This window comes from Acinetobacter sp. 226, from assembly GCF_048147925.1.
Classification (GTDB): domain Bacteria; phylum Pseudomonadota; class Gammaproteobacteria; order Pseudomonadales; family Moraxellaceae; genus Acinetobacter; species Acinetobacter pecorum.
Window position 1 is genome coordinate 52658 of sequence record NZ_JAYWYX010000011.1, and the last position, 20126, is coordinate 72783.

Annotated in this window: 21 protein-coding genes; 9 read left to right on the forward strand and 12 right to left on the reverse strand. The window is 42.7% G+C overall.

Annotated elements, in window-relative coordinates:
* The first annotated feature begins 12 nt into the window (after positions 1-12).
* The 3 genes from mfd to VXP95_RS06965 all read left to right on the forward strand — a co-directional run bounded on the left by mfd (position 13) and on the right by VXP95_RS06965 (position 5637).
* Complete coding sequence (gene mfd, locus VXP95_RS06955; protein WP_416711749.1) at positions 13-3471, forward strand: transcription-repair coupling factor; 3459 nt, start codon at positions 13-15, stop codon at positions 3469-3471.
* Between the two features lie 229 nt (positions 3472-3700).
* On the forward strand, positions 3701-4135 hold the full coding sequence (locus tag VXP95_RS06960) for an HIT domain-containing protein (protein ID WP_004646760.1): 435 nt from the start codon (positions 3701-3703) through the stop codon (positions 4133-4135).
* A gap of 56 nt (positions 4136-4191) precedes the next feature.
* Positions 4192-5637, forward strand: a complete 1446-nt coding sequence (locus VXP95_RS06965) for an adenylate/guanylate cyclase domain-containing protein (RefSeq protein ID WP_064102061.1) — start codon at positions 4192-4194, stop codon at positions 5635-5637.
* Positions 5638-5725: 88 nt separating this feature from the next.
* Here the strand turns inward: VXP95_RS06965 and fdx are convergent, their stop codons facing one another.
* The 8 genes from fdx to VXP95_RS07005 form a co-directional block, all read right to left on the reverse strand.
* Positions 5726-6064: an ISC system 2Fe-2S type ferredoxin gene (gene fdx / locus VXP95_RS06970; RefSeq protein ID WP_191731178.1), complete on the reverse strand. Its 339-nt coding sequence runs from the start codon at positions 6062-6064 to the stop codon at positions 5726-5728.
* 15 nt (positions 6065-6079) lie between these two features.
* The gene (gene hscA, locus VXP95_RS06975) at positions 6080-7939 is read right to left on the reverse strand and encodes a Fe-S protein assembly chaperone HscA (protein WP_416681095.1); all 1860 of its coding nucleotides are present in this window, start codon (positions 7937-7939) and stop codon (positions 6080-6082) included.
* 36 nt (positions 7940-7975) lie between these two features.
* Positions 7976-8491, reverse strand: coding sequence for a Fe-S protein assembly co-chaperone HscB (gene hscB, locus VXP95_RS06980; protein WP_064096077.1), 516 nt, complete (start codon positions 8489-8491; stop codon positions 7976-7978).
* A gap of 102 nt (positions 8492-8593) precedes the next feature.
* Positions 8594-8914 carry an iron-sulfur cluster assembly protein IscA gene (gene iscA, locus VXP95_RS06985; RefSeq protein ID WP_005107159.1) on the reverse strand — a complete coding sequence of 107 codons (321 nt, stop codon included), beginning with the start codon at positions 8912-8914 and terminating at the stop codon, positions 8594-8596.
* Between the two features lie 34 nt (positions 8915-8948).
* Complete coding sequence (gene iscU / locus VXP95_RS06990) at positions 8949-9335, reverse strand: Fe-S cluster assembly scaffold IscU (RefSeq protein ID WP_004279815.1); 387 nt, start codon at positions 9333-9335, stop codon at positions 8949-8951.
* Positions 9336-9439: 104 nt separating this feature from the next.
* Entirely contained in the window at positions 9440-10657 is a 1218-nt protein-coding gene (locus VXP95_RS06995) for an IscS subfamily cysteine desulfurase (protein WP_064096078.1), read from the reverse strand.
* A 1-nt stretch (position 10658) separates the two neighbouring features.
* On the reverse strand, positions 10659-11132 hold the full coding sequence (locus tag VXP95_RS07000) for an Rrf2 family transcriptional regulator (protein ID WP_005096769.1): 474 nt from the start codon (positions 11130-11132) through the stop codon (positions 10659-10661).
* A gap of 112 nt (positions 11133-11244) precedes the next feature.
* Positions 11245-11895: a hypothetical protein gene (locus VXP95_RS07005; protein WP_144723971.1), complete on the reverse strand. Its 651-nt coding sequence runs from the start codon at positions 11893-11895 to the stop codon at positions 11245-11247.
* A gap of 204 nt (positions 11896-12099) precedes the next feature.
* On the opposite strand from VXP95_RS07005, the gene VXP95_RS07010 reads away from it, so the two are divergent.
* The 3 genes from VXP95_RS07010 (at position 12100) to VXP95_RS07020 (ending at position 15005) form a co-directional block, all read left to right on the forward strand.
* Entirely contained in the window at positions 12100-12579 is a 480-nt protein-coding gene (locus VXP95_RS07010) for a phasin family protein (RefSeq protein ID WP_064096080.1), read from the forward strand.
* Between the two features lie 157 nt (positions 12580-12736).
* Complete coding sequence (locus VXP95_RS07015; protein ID WP_004279807.1) at positions 12737-13009, forward strand: HU family DNA-binding protein; 273 nt, start codon at positions 12737-12739, stop codon at positions 13007-13009.
* 130 nt (positions 13010-13139) lie between these two features.
* Positions 13140-15005 carry a SurA N-terminal domain-containing protein gene (locus VXP95_RS07020; RefSeq protein ID WP_416711750.1) on the forward strand — a complete coding sequence of 622 codons (1866 nt, stop codon included), beginning with the start codon at positions 13140-13142 and terminating at the stop codon, positions 15003-15005.
* A gap of 62 nt (positions 15006-15067) precedes the next feature.
* Here VXP95_RS07020 and VXP95_RS07025 read toward each other — a convergent pair whose 3' ends face one another.
* Entirely contained in the window at positions 15068-15937 is an 870-nt protein-coding gene (locus VXP95_RS07025; RefSeq protein WP_005096774.1) for a DUF2797 domain-containing protein, read from the reverse strand.
* A gap of 34 nt (positions 15938-15971) precedes the next feature.
* Between VXP95_RS07025 and VXP95_RS07030 the strand changes: the two genes are divergently transcribed.
* Positions 15972-16442: a DUF6231 family protein gene (locus tag VXP95_RS07030; protein ID WP_416711751.1), complete on the forward strand. Its 471-nt coding sequence runs from the start codon at positions 15972-15974 to the stop codon at positions 16440-16442.
* A 105-nt stretch (positions 16443-16547) separates the two neighbouring features.
* Positions 16548-17222 (forward strand): YidB family protein, encoded by a 675-nt coding sequence (locus tag VXP95_RS07035; protein ID WP_416711752.1) that lies wholly within the window; start codon positions 16548-16550, stop codon positions 17220-17222.
* A 60-nt stretch (positions 17223-17282) separates the two neighbouring features.
* Here VXP95_RS07035 and VXP95_RS07040 read toward each other — a convergent pair whose 3' ends face one another.
* Genes VXP95_RS07040 through VXP95_RS07050 form a run of 3 tightly spaced genes read right to left on the reverse strand, consistent with a single transcriptional unit; the run spans position 17283 to position 19244 of the window.
* A complete protein-coding gene (locus tag VXP95_RS07040; protein WP_064096085.1) occupies positions 17283-17897 on the reverse strand; it encodes an OB-fold-containig protein in 615 nt (204 codons plus the stop codon).
* Between the two features lie 19 nt (positions 17898-17916).
* A complete protein-coding gene (locus VXP95_RS07045; protein ID WP_171486361.1) occupies positions 17917-18225 on the reverse strand; it encodes a Rieske (2Fe-2S) protein in 309 nt (102 codons plus the stop codon).
* Positions 18226-18239: 14 nt separating this feature from the next.
* Positions 18240-19244, reverse strand: coding sequence for an adenosine kinase (locus VXP95_RS07050; protein ID WP_416711753.1), 1005 nt, complete (start codon positions 19242-19244; stop codon positions 18240-18242).
* A gap of 276 nt (positions 19245-19520) precedes the next feature.
* On the opposite strand from VXP95_RS07050, the gene VXP95_RS07055 reads away from it, so the two are divergent.
* Positions 19521-19973, forward strand: coding sequence for a GNAT family N-acetyltransferase (locus VXP95_RS07055; protein WP_144723977.1), 453 nt, complete (start codon positions 19521-19523; stop codon positions 19971-19973).
* Positions 19974-20126 lie beyond the last annotated feature (153 nt).

A 20126-nucleotide genomic window follows, 5' to 3' on the forward strand; every position in this document is an offset into this window, starting at 1 on the left:
AAAGCTATATCCATGTTCCAGCAAGAAATTTCCCAACTCAATTTACCACAGCTCAAAGCAGGCGAGAAACGCTGGTTAGGCAATCTGCAAGGTTCCTCAACTGCATTATTGCTTAAAGAAATCGTGCAGCAGCAATCGCGTTTATTTATCGTGATTGCACGTAATAATCAGCATTTGGGTCAACTGGAAAGTGAACTGGAATTTTATGGGATTAAACCCACGATTTTTCCAGATTGGGAAATCTTGCCTTATGACCGTCTCTCCCCACATCAGGATATTGTCTCGGAACGTCTGGCAATCTTATCCAATATGCCCAAAACAGGTGTACTGTTGCTGTCCGCCTCAACTCTGGCACAACGTGTAGCGCCGACCTCATGGATTCTGGGTGAGCATTTTGATATTCATGTCGGTCAGAAATTTGATCTGGAAGAACAAAAGAAAAAGCTGATTCAGGCGGGTTATCATCTGGTCGATACCGTTTATGATCCGGGTGAATTCGCAGTGCGCGGCAGTATCATGGATATCTACGCATCGGGACAGGAAGCACCAATTCGGATTGACCTGTTTGATGATGAAATTGAAAGCCTGAAATTTTTTGATTCTGAAACTCAGCGCACCACAGAAAGTTTGCAGCAGTTTACCGTATTGCCGGCACAGGAATTTCCGCTCAAGGAAGGTCGTGCCACTTTCCGTGACCGCTATGCCGAATTTTTCCCGACCGCGAATCCAAAGAAAAACCCGATCTATCAGGATGTGATGGATGGCATAGTCTCGCCGGGAATCGAGTTTTATTTGCCCTTGTTTTTCAGCGCGGAAGCAATGCAAGGCCAAAGTTCACTGATTTCGTACCTACCAAAGAATGGCATTGTCATTACAGATAGGGCTCTCGAAGAAAGTCTCAGCCAGTTTTGGCAGGATGTGGTACGCCGTTATGAAGATCGTCGCCACAATGTCGATCAGCCGATCCTGCCTCCAGAAAGCCTGTTTTTTCAGACCAATCAGGTGCTGGAGCAGCTGAATCAGTTTGCACGTATCATTGCCGCACAAACACCTTTTGATCAAAAAGCTGGAGTATTGAATCTTGATACCCAGTTGCCACCGCGTCTACCTGTAGACCCGAAACGTGAAAAACCGTTTCATGAAGTCAAAAAATATATTGATCAGGCCAATCATCCGGTACTGCTGGTGGCTGAGAGTGCGGGACGCCGTGAAAGTCTCAAAGACGCCTTAAGACCAAGTCTGGGTGATATTCCAACAGTTGAAAATTTTGATAGTTTTGTCCAGTCCCTGCATGCAATTGCCATTACCAATGCGCCTTTAGAGCGCGGTCTGGTATTGACTGATCGTGTTAGCGTAATTTCTGAAAATCAGCTGTATGAACATCGGGTGGTACAGCGCCGTCGCAAGCGTCAGCAGGAAGTTTCCGAAGAGTTTCTGATCCGAAGTCTAACTGAGTTGACCATGGGTGCGCCTGTGGTACATATCGATTATGGGGTCGGACGTTATGCTGGTCTGGTCACCTTAAGTATTGATGATCAGGATCATGAATTCCTGCAGCTGGATTATGCAGATGCCGCAAAAGTCTACGTGCCGGTGACCAATCTGCACTTGATCAGCCGGTATAGTGGCGGTGATCCGGATCTGGCACCTTTGCATAAACTGGGTACAGATGCCTGGAATAAAGCCAAACGTAAAGCGCTGGAGCAGATTCACGATGTCGCGGCCGAATTGCTACATATTCAGGCACGGCGTTCTTCCAAGCCCGGGATCAGTTTTGAAATCGATCAAAGCCTGTATATGCAATTTGCCAGTGGCTTTGCTTATGAAGAAACACCGGATCAGGCCAATGCCATTGAAGCTACGCTGCAGGATATGCAGCAGGCCAAACCGATGGATCGACTGGTGTGTGGTGATGTCGGTTTCGGCAAGACAGAAGTCGCAATGCGTGCCGCATTTGTTGCAGTACAGAATAACCGGCAGGTGGCGATTCTGGTACCGACTACCTTGCTGGCACAACAGCATTATGATTCATTCAAAGATCGTTTTGCCGACTGGCCGGTCCGGATTGAAGTGCTGTCACGTTTCGGTTCTTCCAAATCACATACCAAGACCATTGACGACCTGATTGAAGGTAAAGTCGATATTGTGATTGGTACACATAAGATTTTGCAGGAAAATGTCCAGTTTAAGAATCTCGGTCTGATGATTGTCGATGAAGAGCATCGTTTCGGTGTGCGCGACAAGGAACGAATCAAGGCCATGCGTGCCGATGTTGATATGCTGACACTGACTGCGACCCCAATTCCACGTACGCTGAATATGGCCTTTAGTGGCATGCGTGATCTGTCGATTATCGCCACACCGCCGGCACGCCGTCTTGCCGTCAAAACATTTGTGCAGGAATATACCGATGACACCATTAAAGAAGCAATTCTGCGTGAATTGCTGCGCGGTGGGCAGGTTTATTTTTTGCATAATGAAGTTGATACAATCGATCGTGCCGCCGAGCATATCCGTAAATTGGTGCCGGAAGCGCGGGTGATTGTGGCTCACGGGCAGATGCGTGAACGTGAACTGGAGCAGGTGATGCAGCAGTTCTATCATAAGGAATATAATGTTCTGGTATGTTCGACCATTATTGAAACCGGGATTGATGTTCCGAATGCCAATACCATTCTGATTGAACGTGCTGACAAACTCGGATTGGCACAACTACATCAGCTGCGCGGACGTGTAGGGCGCTCACATCATCAGGCTTATGCCTATTTAATGGTGCCGTCTTTAAAAGCCTTAAAAGGTGATGCGGAAAAACGTCTGGACGCCATTCAGCGTGCATCAACCTTGGGTGCCGGTTTTATGTTGGCAACTGAAGATCTGGAAATTCGCGGCGCAGGTGAATTACTGGGTGAACAGCAGAGCGGTTCGATGCAGGCGATTGGTTATAGCCTGTATATGGAAATGCTGGAAAAAGCCACCAAAGCCATTCAAAAAGGCAAAACGCCAAACTTCGATGCACCATTGTCTTTGACTGCCGAAATTACCCTGCATATGCCCGCACTGATTCCAGATGAATATCTTGGCGATGTCCATCAACGTCTGTTGTTTTATAAGCGTATCAGTAATACCGATACCCAGGAAAAACTGGATAATATCCGGATGGAATTGATCGACCGTTTTGGCATACCGCCTCAACCTGTCAAACAGCTTTTTACCGTCCATCAGATTCGACTGAAGGCCGAACAGCTTGGTATTACCAAAATTGATATCAGTAGCCAGGGCGGGCATATTGAATTTGCTCCGGATACCCCGGTTCAGGCGATGACCATCATCCAGATGATGCAGAAACATCCGACCTATTTCCGTATGGAGGGAGGACAACGTCTGAAAGTGATGGTCATGCTGGAAGATTATCAAAAACGGATTCAGTTTATTCAGGATTTGCTGGATAGTCTGCTCAAAGAATTGCACTGATTTTATTCGATTAAATCAGCCTGAAAATTCAGCTGGGATTACATTACAGGATGAAATTTGCAGGAACGACAGGCTTGATTTTTTTGATGAATTGTTTAGAGTGATTGTTGTGATCTGCTTTGCAACAAATCATGAGAATTTGTCTTTAAACACATTGCTTCCAATATTCAGCTTCAGTTGGATATGTTAGTATTAGCCATCATTCTAATTTTGCATCATTTATAAAGATATGTTTAGTTTGCATCCACAACTTGCTCAAGATACTTTTTTTGTAGGCGACTTTCCTTTGTCAACATGTCGTTTGATGAATGATATGCAATTTCCCTGGCTGATTCTGATTCCACGTGTGCCGGGTGTCTCTGAACTATATGAATTGAGCCAAGCTGACCAAGAGCAGTTTTTAAGAGAGTCAAGCTGGTTATCTAGCCAGCTGGCACGTGTTTTCCGTGCGGATAAGATGAACGTAGCAGCGCTAGGCAATATGGTGCCGCAATTGCATTTTCATCATGTGGTCCGTTACCAGAACGATGTTGCATGGCCAAAACCGGTTTGGGGCACACCTGCAGTTCCCTATAGCAGTGAAGTACTTGCACACATGCGTCAAACCTTGATGCTGGCTTTACGTGGCCAGGGCGATATGCCATTTGACTGGCGCATGGACTGATCAGTCAAAGGCATTCAAAGAACCATGGACAGTTGCGGACTTCAGGGAGTGAGTGAGTGCAATTAGACGACTGGATTCAAAAAGAGCCTCATCAGTTCGAATATTTTCATCGCATGATGGGATATATCATGTTGTCTGTGGTTCTGGTCGTTTTTCATTACACTGAACCAGATACCCAGTATCAACTTTTTGTTCCCTTTTTTTTGTTTCTGGTTTTACTGATCATCCCTAAGCTATCTCGCTGGATGATTTATAAATATGATTATCACATCCGGCGCAATATTCTTTTTCTGATCGATGTCATTGTCATTTCGGTAGTTTTGGCGGCCGTGCATCTGGACCTGGTATTGTCTTTACTCGGTCTGGTCGCAGTCCTCTACACCGCAATCAGTAATAAAATCTCATTTATGATGGCTTCTCTAGCCAGCCTGATCGGGATTACGCTTTTCTATCTGGCCAATATTCTGGTCTTCGGGTTTAATAATTATTTTGAGTCGACCAGTAGTGAACTGACGGTTCTTGGTTTTATCTGCCTGATTACCTATTTTGGTGTTGGAAGTTTTTATCAAAGTGGTCGTGTGCAATACATGACCCAGAAGAAAGACCATTATTTCGAACAGATGAACCGTTATATGGAATTTGCCAATCAGTTGAGTCGCTATGCGCCTATGCAGTTGTGGCAATCGATCATGAAAGGTGAGTCTGAAGCTAAAATTGAGTATAAACGTAAAAAACTGACGATTTTTTTCTCAGATATTCAAGGTTTTACAGAGTTGTCTGAAACCCTGATTCCAGATGATCTGGCATTCCTGCTGAATGATTATCTTCGGCATATGACCGAAATCGCAAAAAACTATGAAGCGACTGTTGATAAGTTCATGGGTGATGCCATCCTGATTTTCTTTGGTGATCCGCATTCTGAAGGCGTGGAGCAGGATGCCAAAAACTGTATGGAAATGGCATTGGCAATGCGTCAGCAAATGAAGTTGCTGCGCGAACGCTGGATAAAAATGGGTTATCCGCCGCTCCATATCCGCATGGGAATTTCAACCGGCTATTGCCACGTAGGAAATTATGGGGCCACGCATCGTATGGCTTATACCATTGTAGGGCGTGATGCCAATCTGGCAGCGCGTTTGCAAAGTGCCGCGGCAGTCGATGAAATCCTGATTTCAGAAGATACTCATAATTTGATCAAGGATGATTATCTTTGCGCACCGAAAAAGCCGATTTTCCTGAAAGGCATTAAAACGCCAGTGCGAACCTGGCAGGTGATGGAAAAATATGCGTCTCAGAAAGTCGAATACCAGCGCTGGTTCGATTACGAATATAAGGGTTTTCATTTACTGCTTAATCTGGACGAAGTGCAAAACTTTGAATATCCTGAGTTAATTCATGTACTGGAAAAAATGATTAAACGCATTGAAATTCAGCAGAAAATGACCAACTCGCAGGGTATTGTCAAACTAAAGCTTGAAGATGAAGTGATTGAACATATTTAGAGAGTTCATCTAAATTTAGTTTAATTCTTTCTAGCAAAGAAAAAACCACGCCTGAGCGTGGTTTTTTATCGAGCTTGCAGCGAAAATCTTAATGATTTTCCGACGCATGGTTAATTGTATATTTGGGAATTTCAATTTCCAGATCTTCACCGTCTAGCTTAACCTGACAAGAAAGACGTGAGTCTGGTTCTAGACCCCAGGCGCGATCCAGTAAATCAGCTTCAACATCATTCATTTCTTCGAGGCTGTCAAAACCTTTGCGCACGACTACATGACAGGTCGTACACGCAGCTGACATATCGCAAGCATGTTCAATTTTAATGCCATTTTTCAGCAGGCTTTCGCAAAGATTGGCATTTGGTTCGACTTCAAACTCAGCACCTTCGGGGCAAATCTGCGCATGTGGAAGAACTTTAATACGTGGCATAGTCGTTACCTTAAATTAGTTTGAGTTTGACCAGTCGTCGAGTTTAGTACCCTTGAGAGCAGCATCAATATGTTGATTCATACGTGCTGCTGCAAAAGCATCACTATGTATTTTAAGCTGTTCAACGGCAGATTCAATTGCTTTGATATCTGAACCCTGAAGTTCAGTTTCAAGTTGGGTTTGTGCAGTTTGCAGAGCTGTAAGCTGATCTTCCGTTAAAAGAGCGGCATCTACCTTAAGTGCCTGAATCAGTGCTTCCAGCTCACGCCGTGCTTCAACTTTGGTTTCATTCAAATGACGAAGATTTTTATCTTCTTCAGCGAACTTATAACCCTCTAGCAGTAGACGTTCAGTATCTTCACCCGATAAACCATAAGATGGCTTGATATCGATATGGGCATTCACACCAGAGGTGGTTTCTTTGGCAGATACAGTCAGCAAGCCATCTGCATCGACCTGGAACGTCACTTCAATACGTGCCTGACCAGCAGTCATTGGTGGAATGCCATGCAGCACAAATCGGCCCAAGCTACGGCAGTGTTCAACCAGATCACGTTCACCTTGAACCACATGAATCAACATGGCAGTCTGGCCATCTTGATAAGTGGTAAATTCCTGACGACGAGCCACCGGAATTGCGGTATTGCGTGAAATTAAACGTTCAACCAGTCCGCCCATGGTTTCAAGACCAAGAGACAATGGGGTCACGTCCAATAACAATGAACCATCGGTTGAATTGCCAATCAATTGGTTCGCAGTAATTGATGCGCCAATCGCCACCACTTCATCTGGATTGATGGTACATAGCGGTTCTTGGTTGAACACTTCACGCACAGCTTTTTGTACCGCATAAGAACGTGTTGAACCACCGACTAAAACGACATTCTGAATGTCATTCAGTTCAAGCTTGGCATCACGCATAACACGTTTGCAGACGCTGATGGTTTTGTCTAAAGCAACTTTAATGATGTCTTCAAATGTCGGACGATCCAGTGTTAATACTTGATCAAGCAGCTGGAGTTGAACTGAATCTGCATCCGACAAAGCTTCTTTGGCTTTGCGCGCAGCGACAATGAAATGTGCATATTCAGTATCATTCAAAGTCTCGATATTCAGCTGTTTTTTGGCCCATTTCAGGATTAAACGATCCAGGTCATCACCACCGAGCGCAGTGTGACCACCGGTTGCCAGAACTTCAAACACACCTTGAGAAAAACGCAGAATGGAAACGTCGAAAGTACCGCCACCCAAGTCATAGATCACATAGTTGCGATCTGTACTTAAATTGCTTTCTTGATCAAGACCATAGGCCACGGCAGCTGCAGTAGGTTCGTTTAATAAACGTAAAACATTCAAGCCGGCAAGCTGGGCAGCATCACGGGTTGCCTGACGCTGCGCTTCATCGAAGTAAGCTGGAACAGTAATGACTGCATCATTGACCGGGTTTTGCAGGCTTGCTTCAGCGCGGTCTTTTAACTGCTTTAAAATTTCTGCAGAAATTTCAACCGGAGTCTTACGACCCTGCACAGTTTCAAAAGCCGGCATTTCATTCGCTTCACCGACCAATGTATAGGGATGCTGGAATTTAATGTCGGCTTTTGAACGACCCATGAAGCGTTTCACAGAAACGATGGTATTTTTCGGGTCAGTAATAATGAAAGGCGCTGCTTCATTGCCGTATTGAGTCTGTTGTTCTGCATAATGCACGATAGAAGGAAGTAGCACACGACCTTGTTCGTCATTAAGTACTTTGGCTTTACCTGAAAGAACCGTGGCAACCAAAGAGTGGGTGGTGCCTAAATCGATACCAATCGCAATGCGGTGTTCATGTGGTGCACTTGATTGACCTGGTTCTGCAATTTGCAAGAGAGCCATAGTGTTACATCCTTTGCACGTTAAATATTAAAAAAATTAGAAATCATCATCAAGATCAAAGCTGTCATCGTCCAGGAAGCGGTCTTCCGCTTTGTCGATATCGGCCATGACTTTGACAAAGAAACGTAGTTTACGCACTGTATCGCGTGCTTCAGCCCAGTCTTCATCCGCATAATCAATTTTAAACTCGCGAACCAGACCTTCGATCCATTGCTGGACTTCGAGTTTAAGTGAGGTTAAATCTTCAGCAGAAGTCGCATCGTCCAGTTGTTCACGAATTTCCAGAGCATCCTGCAAGAATTCAAAATCACTGATCGACTGATCTAAGTGATAATCCTGTTTCTTGAGAGACAGTAAATATGCTGCACGGCTATCGACTGCTGACAAGACTTTAAATGCCTGATTGATATCACTTGATTTAATCAGCGCCTGATCTTTGTCTTCAGCTTTATCTGGATGATATTGTTGCTGCAACTTTAAGAATTCAGTCTTTAAAGCCGCCAAATCAATATCGAGTGCTACAGGAAGGTTGAACAGCTCAAAATGATTCATGGGAGAGGTGATCCGCGATTAATGTGCAAAAATAACTGTATAAATGCAATTAAAACAGTGTGAAACACACTGTTTTAATGTCAAAGAGAATAACTGTCGGGTTTATACAGTGAAGGACTCACCACAACCGCATTCGCCTTTCTTGTTGGGGTTGTTAAATTCGAAGCCTTCGTTCAAGCCGTTTTTAACGTAGTCCATCTCCATACCTTCAAGATAAACCAGACTTTTCGGGTCAACGAATACTTTAACCCCAAACTGTTCAAAAGCCTGATCATGTGCATCGACTTCATCTACGAACTCGAGCACATAAGCCAGACCAGAACAGCCTGAAGTTTTCACACCAACGCGAATACCTTCACCCTTACCGCGATTTTTTAAATAATTGCTGATATGAGTTGCAGCATTTTCAGTTAAATGGATCATGAAAACTCCGTTAAAATTTCAAAACGTGGAACAATTAAGCTTTAACTTTCTTGCTACGGTAGTCTTCTACAGCTGCTTTAATTGCATCTTCAGCAAGAACAGAGCAGTGTACTTTTACTGGTGGAAGTGCAAGTTCAGTAGCAATATCAATGTTCTTGATCGCTTGAGCTTGATCCAAAGTTTTACCTTTGAGCCATTCGGTCACGAGTGAACTTGATGCAATGGCAGAACCACAACCATAAGTTTTAAAACGTGCTTCTTCAATCACGCCTTCGTCGTTTACCTGAATCTGTAAACGCATCACGTCACCACATGCTGGCGCACCAACCATACCAGTACCAACGTTTTCAGCATTTTTGTCTAAAACGCCAACATTACGAGGGTTTTCGTAATGATCAATTACTTTTTCGCTATAAGCCATGTTGCTTCTCCAAACCTCGGGGTCAGCCTTAGTATTAAATATGGGGGTAAAAAAACTTTTCTCAATGAGACAGCAACGGATTCGTTACTATCTCAGGATGAAAATTAGTGCTCAGCCCACTCAACTTTAGAAAGGTCAATACCTTCCTTATACATATCCCAAAGCGGAGAAAGTTCACGTAACTTCTCAACAGCAGCTTTAGTGATAGTCAATACGTGATCGATATCTTCTTCAGTGGTGTATTTACCAAAGCTGAAGCGGATCGAACTGTGTGCAAGCTCGTCTGAAAGACCGAGCGCACGAAGTACATAAGATGGTTCAAGTGTTGCAGATGTACATGCTGAACCTGATGATACCGCAGCATCTTTCAATGCCATCATCAAAGATTCGCCTTCAACGAAGTTGAAACTTACGTTGAGGTAGTTTGCAACGTTTTGAGTCGGGTGACCATTTAGGAAAACCTGTTCCAAATCTTGCAGGCCATTCCAAAGCTTGTCACGAAGTACGCGTATACGAGTCTGTTCAGCTTCCAGGTTTTTACCTGCAAGTTCAAAAGCTTCACCCATACCTACGATTTGATGTGTTGCCAGCGTACCTGAACGCATACCACGTTCATGACCGCCACCATGCATTTCAGCTTTAAGGCGTACACGCGGGCTGCGACGTACAAATAATGCGCCGATACCTTTAGGACCATAAATTTTGTGTGCAGAGAAGCTCATCAGGTCCACTTTTAAAGTCGAAAGATCAATTTCAACTTTACCCGCTGCTTGGGCAGCATCGACATGGAAGAAAATCTTGTTGGCACGAGTGATTTCACCAATCGCTGCAACATCAGTCACCGTACCGATTTCATTGTTTACCATCATCAGGGAAACAAGAATCGTATCTGGGCGAATCGCTGCCTGTACCATCTCAGGTGTAATTAAACCAGTTTTAGGCTGTGGTTCAATATAGGTAATTTCAAAACCTTCGGATTCAAGCTCACGACAGGTATCTAAAACTGCCTTATGTTCAATTTTAGAGGTAACAATATGTTTACCTTTAGATGCATAGAAATGAGCTACACCTTTAATTGCAAGGTTGTCTGACTCGGTCGCACCTGAGGTCCATACGATTTCACGCGGATCAGCTTTAACTAAATTGGCAACTTGCTCACGTGCATATTCAACTTTTTCTTCAGCCTGCCAACCATATGCGTGTGAACGAGATGCTGCATTACCGAAGGTACCATCGAATGTTAAGCATTCCATCATACGTTCAGCAACCTGAGGATCTACAGGAGTTGTAGCTGCATAATCAAGATAAATCGGACGTTTCATGTCAAATACCTGTAACCGATAAAAGGGCTGAATCAAAGGGGGCTGAATTTTGGCGTAATGACACGGTTTGTACATTGTCACGCGCAACCAGATCAGCAAGCGAGATTTTTGCTAAATAATCGGCAATGTGATGGGAGAGTTCCTGCCATAAATCATGAGTCAAGCACATTGCGCCATTCTGGCAGTTGCCTTTATGGTCGCAGCGAGTCGCATCAACTGTTTCGTTTACAGCTTCAATAATTGCTAATACTGTAATTTCATCTGCATTGCGTGCTAAATGGTAACCACCATTTGCTCCGCGAACACTTGAAACTAAGCCATGGCGTTTGAGTTTCGCAAATAACTGCTCAAGATACGCGACAGAAATAGTTTGGCGTGCTGCAATTTCAGCGAGCGTAATCGTTTTTTCAGAAGGCTGTAAAGCTAGATCAAGCAGAGCAGTCACAGCGTAGCGACCGCGAGTGGTTAGGCGCATGATTCGATACACATGGTTAGACTAGATGTGTCAATTCTAAGAATCCCGACTAAAATAGTCAAGTTATTTTTGGTAGACCTTAGTGGGATTTAAATTTTGGATAATGAAAGATTTACACACTCAGCCAATTATACACTAATAACGTAATCAAAAGTATGGTGCTCAGGCCAAAAGCAATATTAATGCGCTTTTGACGTTGCTCGATCCGTTTCAGACGGTTTCTGTACTGTTTAACTTCTACCTGCAAGGTATTGATCTTGGAACGTTGCTCTTCAATTTTCTTTAGAAGTGGTGCAATACGCTTTTTAGAGGCAACAATTTCTGTCTCATCTGTAGGTGCCTCGGACAGCCAGTGCCTCCAGTCAGCCAAGACTTTTGGTAAACTAAATACAGTTAATAGATCACGAAACTCATCTTTTAAAACCTGATGACCATCAATGCGCATATTGCGGATGCTGCGACGATTGCCAAAAATAAAAATTTTAATCAGGTCAGGGAGGGTCGTGCGTACATCCAGATCTACAATGCGGCCTGGTGCTTTATGGTCAAACAATAGCCCGTTTGGGGTGAATTGCACATAAAAGTCAAAATATGGAATATAGCTATTGATTTTAACCGAGATATTTTCATCTACAAACTTTTTGGCCTGTAGAGCAACGACACGATCATGCTTGAGAATGAAGGTAAATATTGTTTCAAGAACAATTAACATCATCGTAAGCAACAAATGCGGTTGATTTTGACTTTGTTGCGATTCGCTCATATACAACCAATCCTTACCTGAAATATAAAGTGAAAAAGCTTCCTGCCTGTAATAAAGATTTCAGGGTTAAATCAAATTAGACTTGAAATAAATTGCTTTGTAGAACAGTTTACCAAATCTATCAAGTACTAAATTTGCTATTATGCAGTGATTTTGTAGAATAATTTATAATAATTGAGTGGAAAATAAGCAGGAGCCGTGCACATGGACAAGTCAAAAACAGCACAAGATTCAGCGGAAGCTTCGAATGAGAAAACGCTAAAAGCCAAGTCCAAATCTGCCTCAGAGCGCAAATCGGTCCTTGATTTTCGTAAATACACCAAACAGATCTGGCTGGCAGGGCTAGGGGCATTTTCTCGGGCAGAGGAAGAGGGCAACAAACTGTTTGACTCGCTGGTCAAGGTGGGTGAAGAACTAGAATCTAAAACTGTCGATATTGCTGATCAAACTGTAGAAAAGGTTTCGGAGAAAGCCAAAGAGTCGGTTATCGACACCAAAGACAAAGTGGAAAAATTAATTGACAACTCTGTTCATCATTCATTGAATCGTATAGGATTAGTCACACTGAAGGATGTACAATATTTGGAACGTTTAATCCTTCAGTTGCATGCCAAAGTTGATCAATTGACTGCGGAACAAGAAAAAATGAAAGAAGAATTATCGAAAAAAACACAAATAAAATGACTTTATTTATTATTCAATGTTTTTTTCGCATATTTTTTGAAAAAAAAGAGGTTCTTAAGTATTGCGTTTATACCTAAAGCATTGCTATAAAGGCGTTATGGCATGTTAAACCAATTCTTGAACCTTAAATAAACGATATTAAGAGGACGTAATCTTCATGAATAAATCAGAATTAATTGATGCAATTGCAGAGAAAGGGGGATTATCTAAGGCTGACGCAGGTAAGGCTTTAGATGCTACAATTGCTTCTGTTACTGAAGCTTTAAAATCGGGTGATACTGTAACTTTAGTCGGTTTTGGTACTTTTGGCGTGAAAGAACGTGCTGCACGTACTGGCCGTAATCCACAAACTGGTGCTACTCTTGAAATTAAAGCAAGCAAAGTACCTAGTTTCAAAGCAGGTAAAGGCTTAAAAGACGCTGTAGCTTAAGTCTTTCTAGCGACAAAACGCGCCTTATTTGGCGCGTTTTTTATTAATAAATTTAATTGAGATGATTAACACATTCATTCAATGGGTATTTTCGGTTAAAATCCTTGGCAAATAAAATATTGGAATACTTATGGAAGCTTTTCGTAAAGTTATTAAGGGCTGGTTGGGCAAAGTCTTGCTCGTTCTATTTTTGACCCCGTTAGCACTTGTAGGTATTGAAGGATATTTTAGCGGCGGAAGTTCTGATGCAGCAAAATCAGTAAACGGAACTGAAATATCTCAAAAAGAATTAGAGACACTGACGAAATCATTTAAAGAACAATATCTCAGTTATGCCAATGGGGATGAAACTTTACTGAATCAAAGCTTCATCGACCAAAAAGCCATGGATACGCTGGTCGCCCGTACTTTATTGTTGCAACAGGCTGAAAAATTGGGAATCAGTCTCAGTGACCAGCAGATTGAACAGATGATCGCCCAACAGCCTACTTTCCAGCAAGATGGCAAGTTCTCCAATGCTTTATATGAAAACTATCTGAAATCAATTGGCATGACCAATCGTGCTTTGATCGAAAGTTTACGTACAGATCATGCACTGAAGATGTTGTCATCGACTTTTCTGGATTATCCGCTGGTGAGCCCGGTCGAAATGCAGCAGATTGCTGATTTGCAAACTGAACAACGCCATATTTATATTTCGAGTATTAATCTGGATCGTTATAAAAAAGACGTCAAAGTAACTGATGCAGAAATTGCTGCCTATTATGAAAAACATAAACCCCTGTTTAAGCAGCCCACCAGTGTAGATGTGGACTATGTGGTATTAAAGCCAAGCGATATTCAGGCACAGAGTTTAGCGGTGACAGATGCTGAACTTCAGGAAGCCTATACAGCTTTTGTTGCTAAACAAAAACAGGCAGTTAAACCAGAGGTGAAGCATATTCTAATTACGGCGGACAGTCGTAGTGATGCAGAAGCAAAAAAACTGGCAACTGAAATTGTAGCAAAAATTAAAGCTGGAACAAGTTTTGCCCAGGCTGCCGCACAGTATTCTGAAGACCCTGATTCCAAGTCGAAAGGTGGCGCAATTGCTGTCTATGAAGAAGGCGTATTCGGTACCGCATTTGACCAGGCAGTTGGTTCTTTAAAATCGGGTCAGGTGTCTGCGCCGGTGAAAACAAATTATGGATATCATATTATTTCTGTACAAACTCCAGATGTTGCGGTTCCTTCTTTTGAGTCACAAAAAGCGCGTTTATCTGAAGAAGTTTTGGCTGCTAAAAAATCCAATGCATTCTCCGATATGGTCAATACACTGAATGATATGGTGGTAGGAAGTGATTCTCTGGATGTCGTTACTCAAGAAGTCAAAGGTGTACAGGTTCAGAAAGCCCAAGGGGTAAAACTTTCGACCCGAGATCCAGTGCTGAGTGATGCCAGCCTCAAAGTCAAACTGTTCAATGATGATGTTAAAAATGGTGATCGTAATGCTTCATCCAGTATCCAGCTGGCCAATGGTGATGTAGCCTGGATTAAGGTACGTGATTATCATGCAGCCGGTGAACAGACACTGGCAGAAGCCAAACCGCTAGTTAAGACATTATTGATTGAAGACAAAGCAGCTGCATTGGCAAAAGCAAAAATTCAGAAAGCTCTGGATGAGTTTAAAACCAAACCGGCTGCAGCTGTAGCAAAAGGTGATTTGATCTTTGAAAATGCGGGTGTTTACACACGTGCTGAAGGTTTGCTAAAACGCGATGTACAGCGCGCAGCATTTAGTCTTCCGACACCAAAAGCAGGTTACTGGTCAGTAACGACAACGAAAATGCCAAATGAGCTGGTTGTAGTTGCAGTATCAGAAGTGAAGAAGAACCCGGTAGATGTATTGAGTGCAGAGCAACGTAGTGAGTTGGTGAAGTTATATCAGCAACTTCGTGGTCAGCAGGAATTTGATGACTATACGCGTTATCTGAAATCTCAGGCAAAAATCAAATAAGATGATCTTAACCAAAAAACCAGCCCGCAGGCTGGTTTTTTATGCTCTAGCCAAATGAGGGTTTAAGCACGAATAATCAGTTCATAACCGGTATATTTACGCATATTGATTACACCGGTATCCAGAATTAAATACTGACCTTTAATACCCTGTAATTTGCCACGAATCACCGGAGTTTTATCCAGATTATGTGATTTAATCTTTTCTGGATATTGCTCGACCGGATAAATAAACTCGCGTGCCAATTCCTGCTCAAGCACTTCAATATTTTCATTAAACTCAAGATTCTGATTAAATTCTTCACGAATGCTTTGAATTTTAGGTGCAAATTCTTCTAACAACTGCTCACGTACTTCAATCAGATTCAGTGGTTCTGCTTCACCTTTGAGCAGCTTGCGCCAATCTGTTTTGTCTGCGACCTGCGTACCAAACATGACTTCCAATTTGCCAGAGAGGCGACGTGAGCCAACTTTCATAATCGGCAGGGCTTGGGTTGCGCCCTGATCCAGCCAGCGGGTCGGCATTTGGCTGGTACGGGTAATCCCGACCTTTAATGCGCTGGAATTGGCCAGATAGACAATATGCGGTTGAAAGCAGACATTCTGGGCAAATTCATCTTCGCGGCAAGTGCCTAAATGATAATGGCAGGTTTCTGGCTTCATGATGCACATATCACATGAAGCATTGGTCTTAAAACATTTGAAACAGTGACCTTGCGAGAAAGATTTTGAAGTTTTATTGCCACAAGATACGCAATAAATTTTCCCCGTCCATTCAATCTCGATGTCTTGGCCTAAATTAAACGGAAGATCAATTTCTGCACGATCCAGAATTAATTTATACTCAACATTTGCCCGCTGTATCTGTTGATCAGTTACACTAAGGTCTTTGAGGCCGACATGCATTTTATGGCAAATGCCCTGAAGTTCCATAAAGATTACTCACTTAAATCATAAGGATGCAGTTATGGCTGAGCAGAATGTCATTACTTCAATGCTAGACGATTTCGCACAGGAACAGCCAATTCATACTGCTATTTGTATTGGGCAGGACTTGAGCCAAGTCCAGTTTCAGCCATCTATTCAATGGCACTATTTTAGCGTATCTGGCTTTTTAAATCTGCCTTTTCAGCAACGTTATGACCTGGCTGTGGTGAGGCTGGATACCACAGAAACTGAATTTTTGTCTGAACAGATGATGAGCCAAATTTTGGTGAAATTGCGTGATTTGTTTGCCAAACGTCTGGTGGTAGTCAGTCGTTTGCACAACGAAAAATTATTGAGAGCTCTGGGATTTACCCAGTTGATCGACAAGACCGCACATGAGGCAGATTTTGCGCTGTGGCAATTTAATATTTTAACCTATAAGCATGTGCCAGACTGGTTTAATTCCAAGTTTTGGGCTAACCCGGAAAACTGGGATAAATTTCGCTGGTAAGCCGAAAATCTGCTTTATCAAGATTGCAAATATTAACACAATCTGGCCTAGACAATGTGAAGGCAGGCCGTATCCTGTAGTTAAAATGCACATAGGATATAGGACATGACAAACCTAAGTAATATTGTGGAAATATTAGCAAAGCAGGCATTAGGTGGTGGACAATCGCAGCAGAAAACTTCACAACAGGGCGGTTTGGCAGATATTCTAGGCTCAGTATTAGGGCATTTAAACCAATCCAATCCTCAGCAAAATCAACAAACCCAAAATCAACAGAATCAAACCGGTCAGCAAACACGCCAAAATGGCCTGAGTGCAATCTTAGGTTCGGTCCTCAGTCAGCTAGGTGGTGCCAGTAGTCAAAGCACTTCTCAACCTCGCTCAGGTTTCGGGGGGAGTTCTACCGGCAAAACTTTGTTGATCGCCGTGTTGCCTCTGGTGTTGGCCTGGATACAAAAACAGGGTGGCTTGCAGGGTGCCTTGGACAAGCTAAAAGGCCAAGGCCTTACTCGTCAGGTAGACGATTGGGTATCGACAGGTCCCGGTGAAAATGCTCATGTTGATCCGCAGCAGGTACAAAACCTGTTCGATGAGCAGGAAGTTGAAGAGGTAGCGCAGCAAACTCATACCCCTAAGCAAGATGTATATGGTGCTATTTCACAGGTATTGCCGCAGATTATTGACTCTCTTACCCCACAAGGTGAACAGACCAGTAAGCAGGAAGCCAACAGCGATATACAAAATGTACTAAGTATGGTTTCGGGGCTTCTCAAAAAATAAATCTGTAAACTAAAATCCTGATAGCCGTCAGGATTTTGAATATGAGAAATGACCTGATATTTAATCCAGATTTAGGCTAAACAGCTGGTTAGACTTGCAGATTTTCTTGGCTATATAATGAGATTTTCTTATGCGAATAAGGATAATCTCCGATTGAAAACCAAGCTCACCAAATTCCGGTTCTACCTGTACATAATGGAGTTGCCCATATTCATCCCGTACCCGTGCTTGAGCAGAAAAACCGGGGCGGGCATTGCCACTTGAAATCGTTGCCAGCCGGCCAAGCAAATTGACATTGTTCTTTTTATATTTGGGTGGAATGACTTGATCCAGACAGTGAATCATAAAAATCGTGAAAAAGGTCGCAATGATCAAAGCGGGAATAATCAGGTAATAAGCGGGGAGAAACTTGAATTCCTGAGAATAAATCAGAAATTGCAAGACATAGCCGGCAAAGCTGAAATTCATCAGGAAAAAAAATACAATCAATGTTTTTGAAAATTTCACATTTAACAGATCAACATGCTGAAAATCATAGGGTGAAATTTTTTGCAGAATTTTACTGGGTCTCAGCCCAAAATAGAAACAAACGGTTTTCACCACGCCAAACAGAATAATCGCCAATAAGCTGAGATGGAAAGGCATCAGATTATAGTCTAGAAAAAATGCAGGCATGGTGTTGTCCGTTTTAGTCTTATTCTGAGAGGTAAATTCCACCATCAGAATGCACGGTAATCTCTACTTTTTCAAGTGATTGACCTTGGCAAGGGCCAGAAATACATTCACCGCTTTCCACCAGAAATAGTGCACCGTGCGTTGAACATTCAATAAATTCCTGATCGCGATCCAGAAACTGGTTTTCCAGAAATTCCAGTTCAACCTGCAAATGTGGGCACAAATTCTGATAGGCATAAAATGCACCATCACGTTGGGTGATGAAAATTGTATCACCATCTGGAAGCTCAAAAGAGCGTGCTTCACGCTCTGGAATGTCTTCCGTCATGCAAATTTTAAACATTAAGCACATTCCTTTCGAAAGTCTTTTAATAAGGTTGCATAGTCTTCAACTGCCAGGCGTGGACCAAATTGTGAAACTATCTGACTGGAAATAAGAATTGCCAGTTCTGCAGACGCTTGCAGACCTAAATTGGCGTTTAATCCGTACAGGAAAGCACCGGCAAAAGCATCACCAGCCCCATTTGCATCGACTGCAGTCACTTTACGGCCTGGTACTTTAAAGGTGTTCTCATGATCTGAAATAAGTGCACCTTCGGCTGACAATGTAATGACAACGTGCTGACTTAAGCTTTTCAGTTTAAGTAAAGCAGCCTCAAGACTGTCGGTTTCGGTGTACATCAAGGCTTCTTGCTGGTTACACAGTAGCAGGTCAACACCATCGCCAATCATTTCATCAAGGCCTGCACGGGCATATTGCACCATTGCCGGATCAGATAAAGTTAACGCAATTTTAACACCGTTAGCACGGGCAATTTCACGTGCCTGTTTTACAGCTTGCCGTGCGGTATCCGAAGTCGACAAATAGCCTTCAAGATAAAGCCATTTTGCTGTATTCAGTTGACTGAAATCGATTTGTGCATTGCTCAGTTCAGCCGTAATACCCAAATAGGTATGCATGGTGCGTTCAGAATCAGGGCTGACCAGCACCATACAGGTACCTGTTACACCTTCACTAATCGATTGGGTTGTAGTCTCAATGCCAGCATCATTTAAACCTTTCAGATAGATTTTCCCGAGTTCGTCATTACCGACACGGCAACCATAAAATGCAGAACCACCCAGTGCTGAAAATGCTACCGTAGTATTGGCTGCTGAACCACCAGAAGCCTGTCCTTTATACACCTGAGTCGCTTGAAGATTTTGATAAAGAGTGGCCTGAGTTTCACCATCTGCAAGTTGCATGGTGCCTTTTTGCAAGTGATGTGCATTTAAGAAATCATCAGAAACTTTAAATTCTTGGTCAATCAGCGCATTACCAATTGCAAAAAGATCAACATTTGCCATGTTCAAATATCACATTAAAAATGAAAGTATCAAGTTTACACGATTGCTTGGAAATGCTGTAGTTTGCTGAATCATTTTCAAATATTTCTCAAAAATGCTGTATTTTATTCAGGAGCTATCTTTGGTCTAAGTTTTGACTTATTTTTAGGCGCCGGCACTCATCAGTATTGATTTAAGTGTCAACTTTTATTTATAAGGATAATTCGGGCTTGGTATGATACTTTTAAGTCGTTCTGCGAACCTCATTTTCACAATCATTTTAAATAGCGTGCGTATATGGATATTAAAATTGTAAAAGTCGAACAACTTCCTGACCAAATCGAAGCGCTCGCAACGCTGGCGCGCAAAGAAGGCCTAGATGTGATGGATAAGTTAATTGAAGAATATCGCACTGGGAAGAACTGCTTTGCTCAAGCCAATGAGCATTTACTGATCGCACATGACGGTAAAAAACTGATTGCCTGTGGTGGTCTCAACCAGCAATGGGGCGATAATGGGATTGAGGAACGTATTGGCCGTGTGCGCCGCTTCTATGTACATCCAAAATATCGGCTACATGGGGTGGGTAAGCAGCTTTTGGCTTATCTGGAACAACTGGCACGTCCGCACTATTCCGCTTTATGCTTGCAAACCGATACCCGGCTGGCTGCCAGTTTCTATCAAAAACAGAACTATGTATTTGTTGAAAATAATCCAAGCTATAACTATTTTAAATATCTGATTGCCTAAGCTTATAGTACCTAAGCTGAATCTGGATGGTAAATTTGATGATTTAATTTTCAAATGATCAAGTTTACTTAATTCGATCAAAATCCTCGGTTTTCAACGTGAATAATTCAGATAACTAAAGCTATAATGCTCTTAGTTATTTTAATTAAAGCA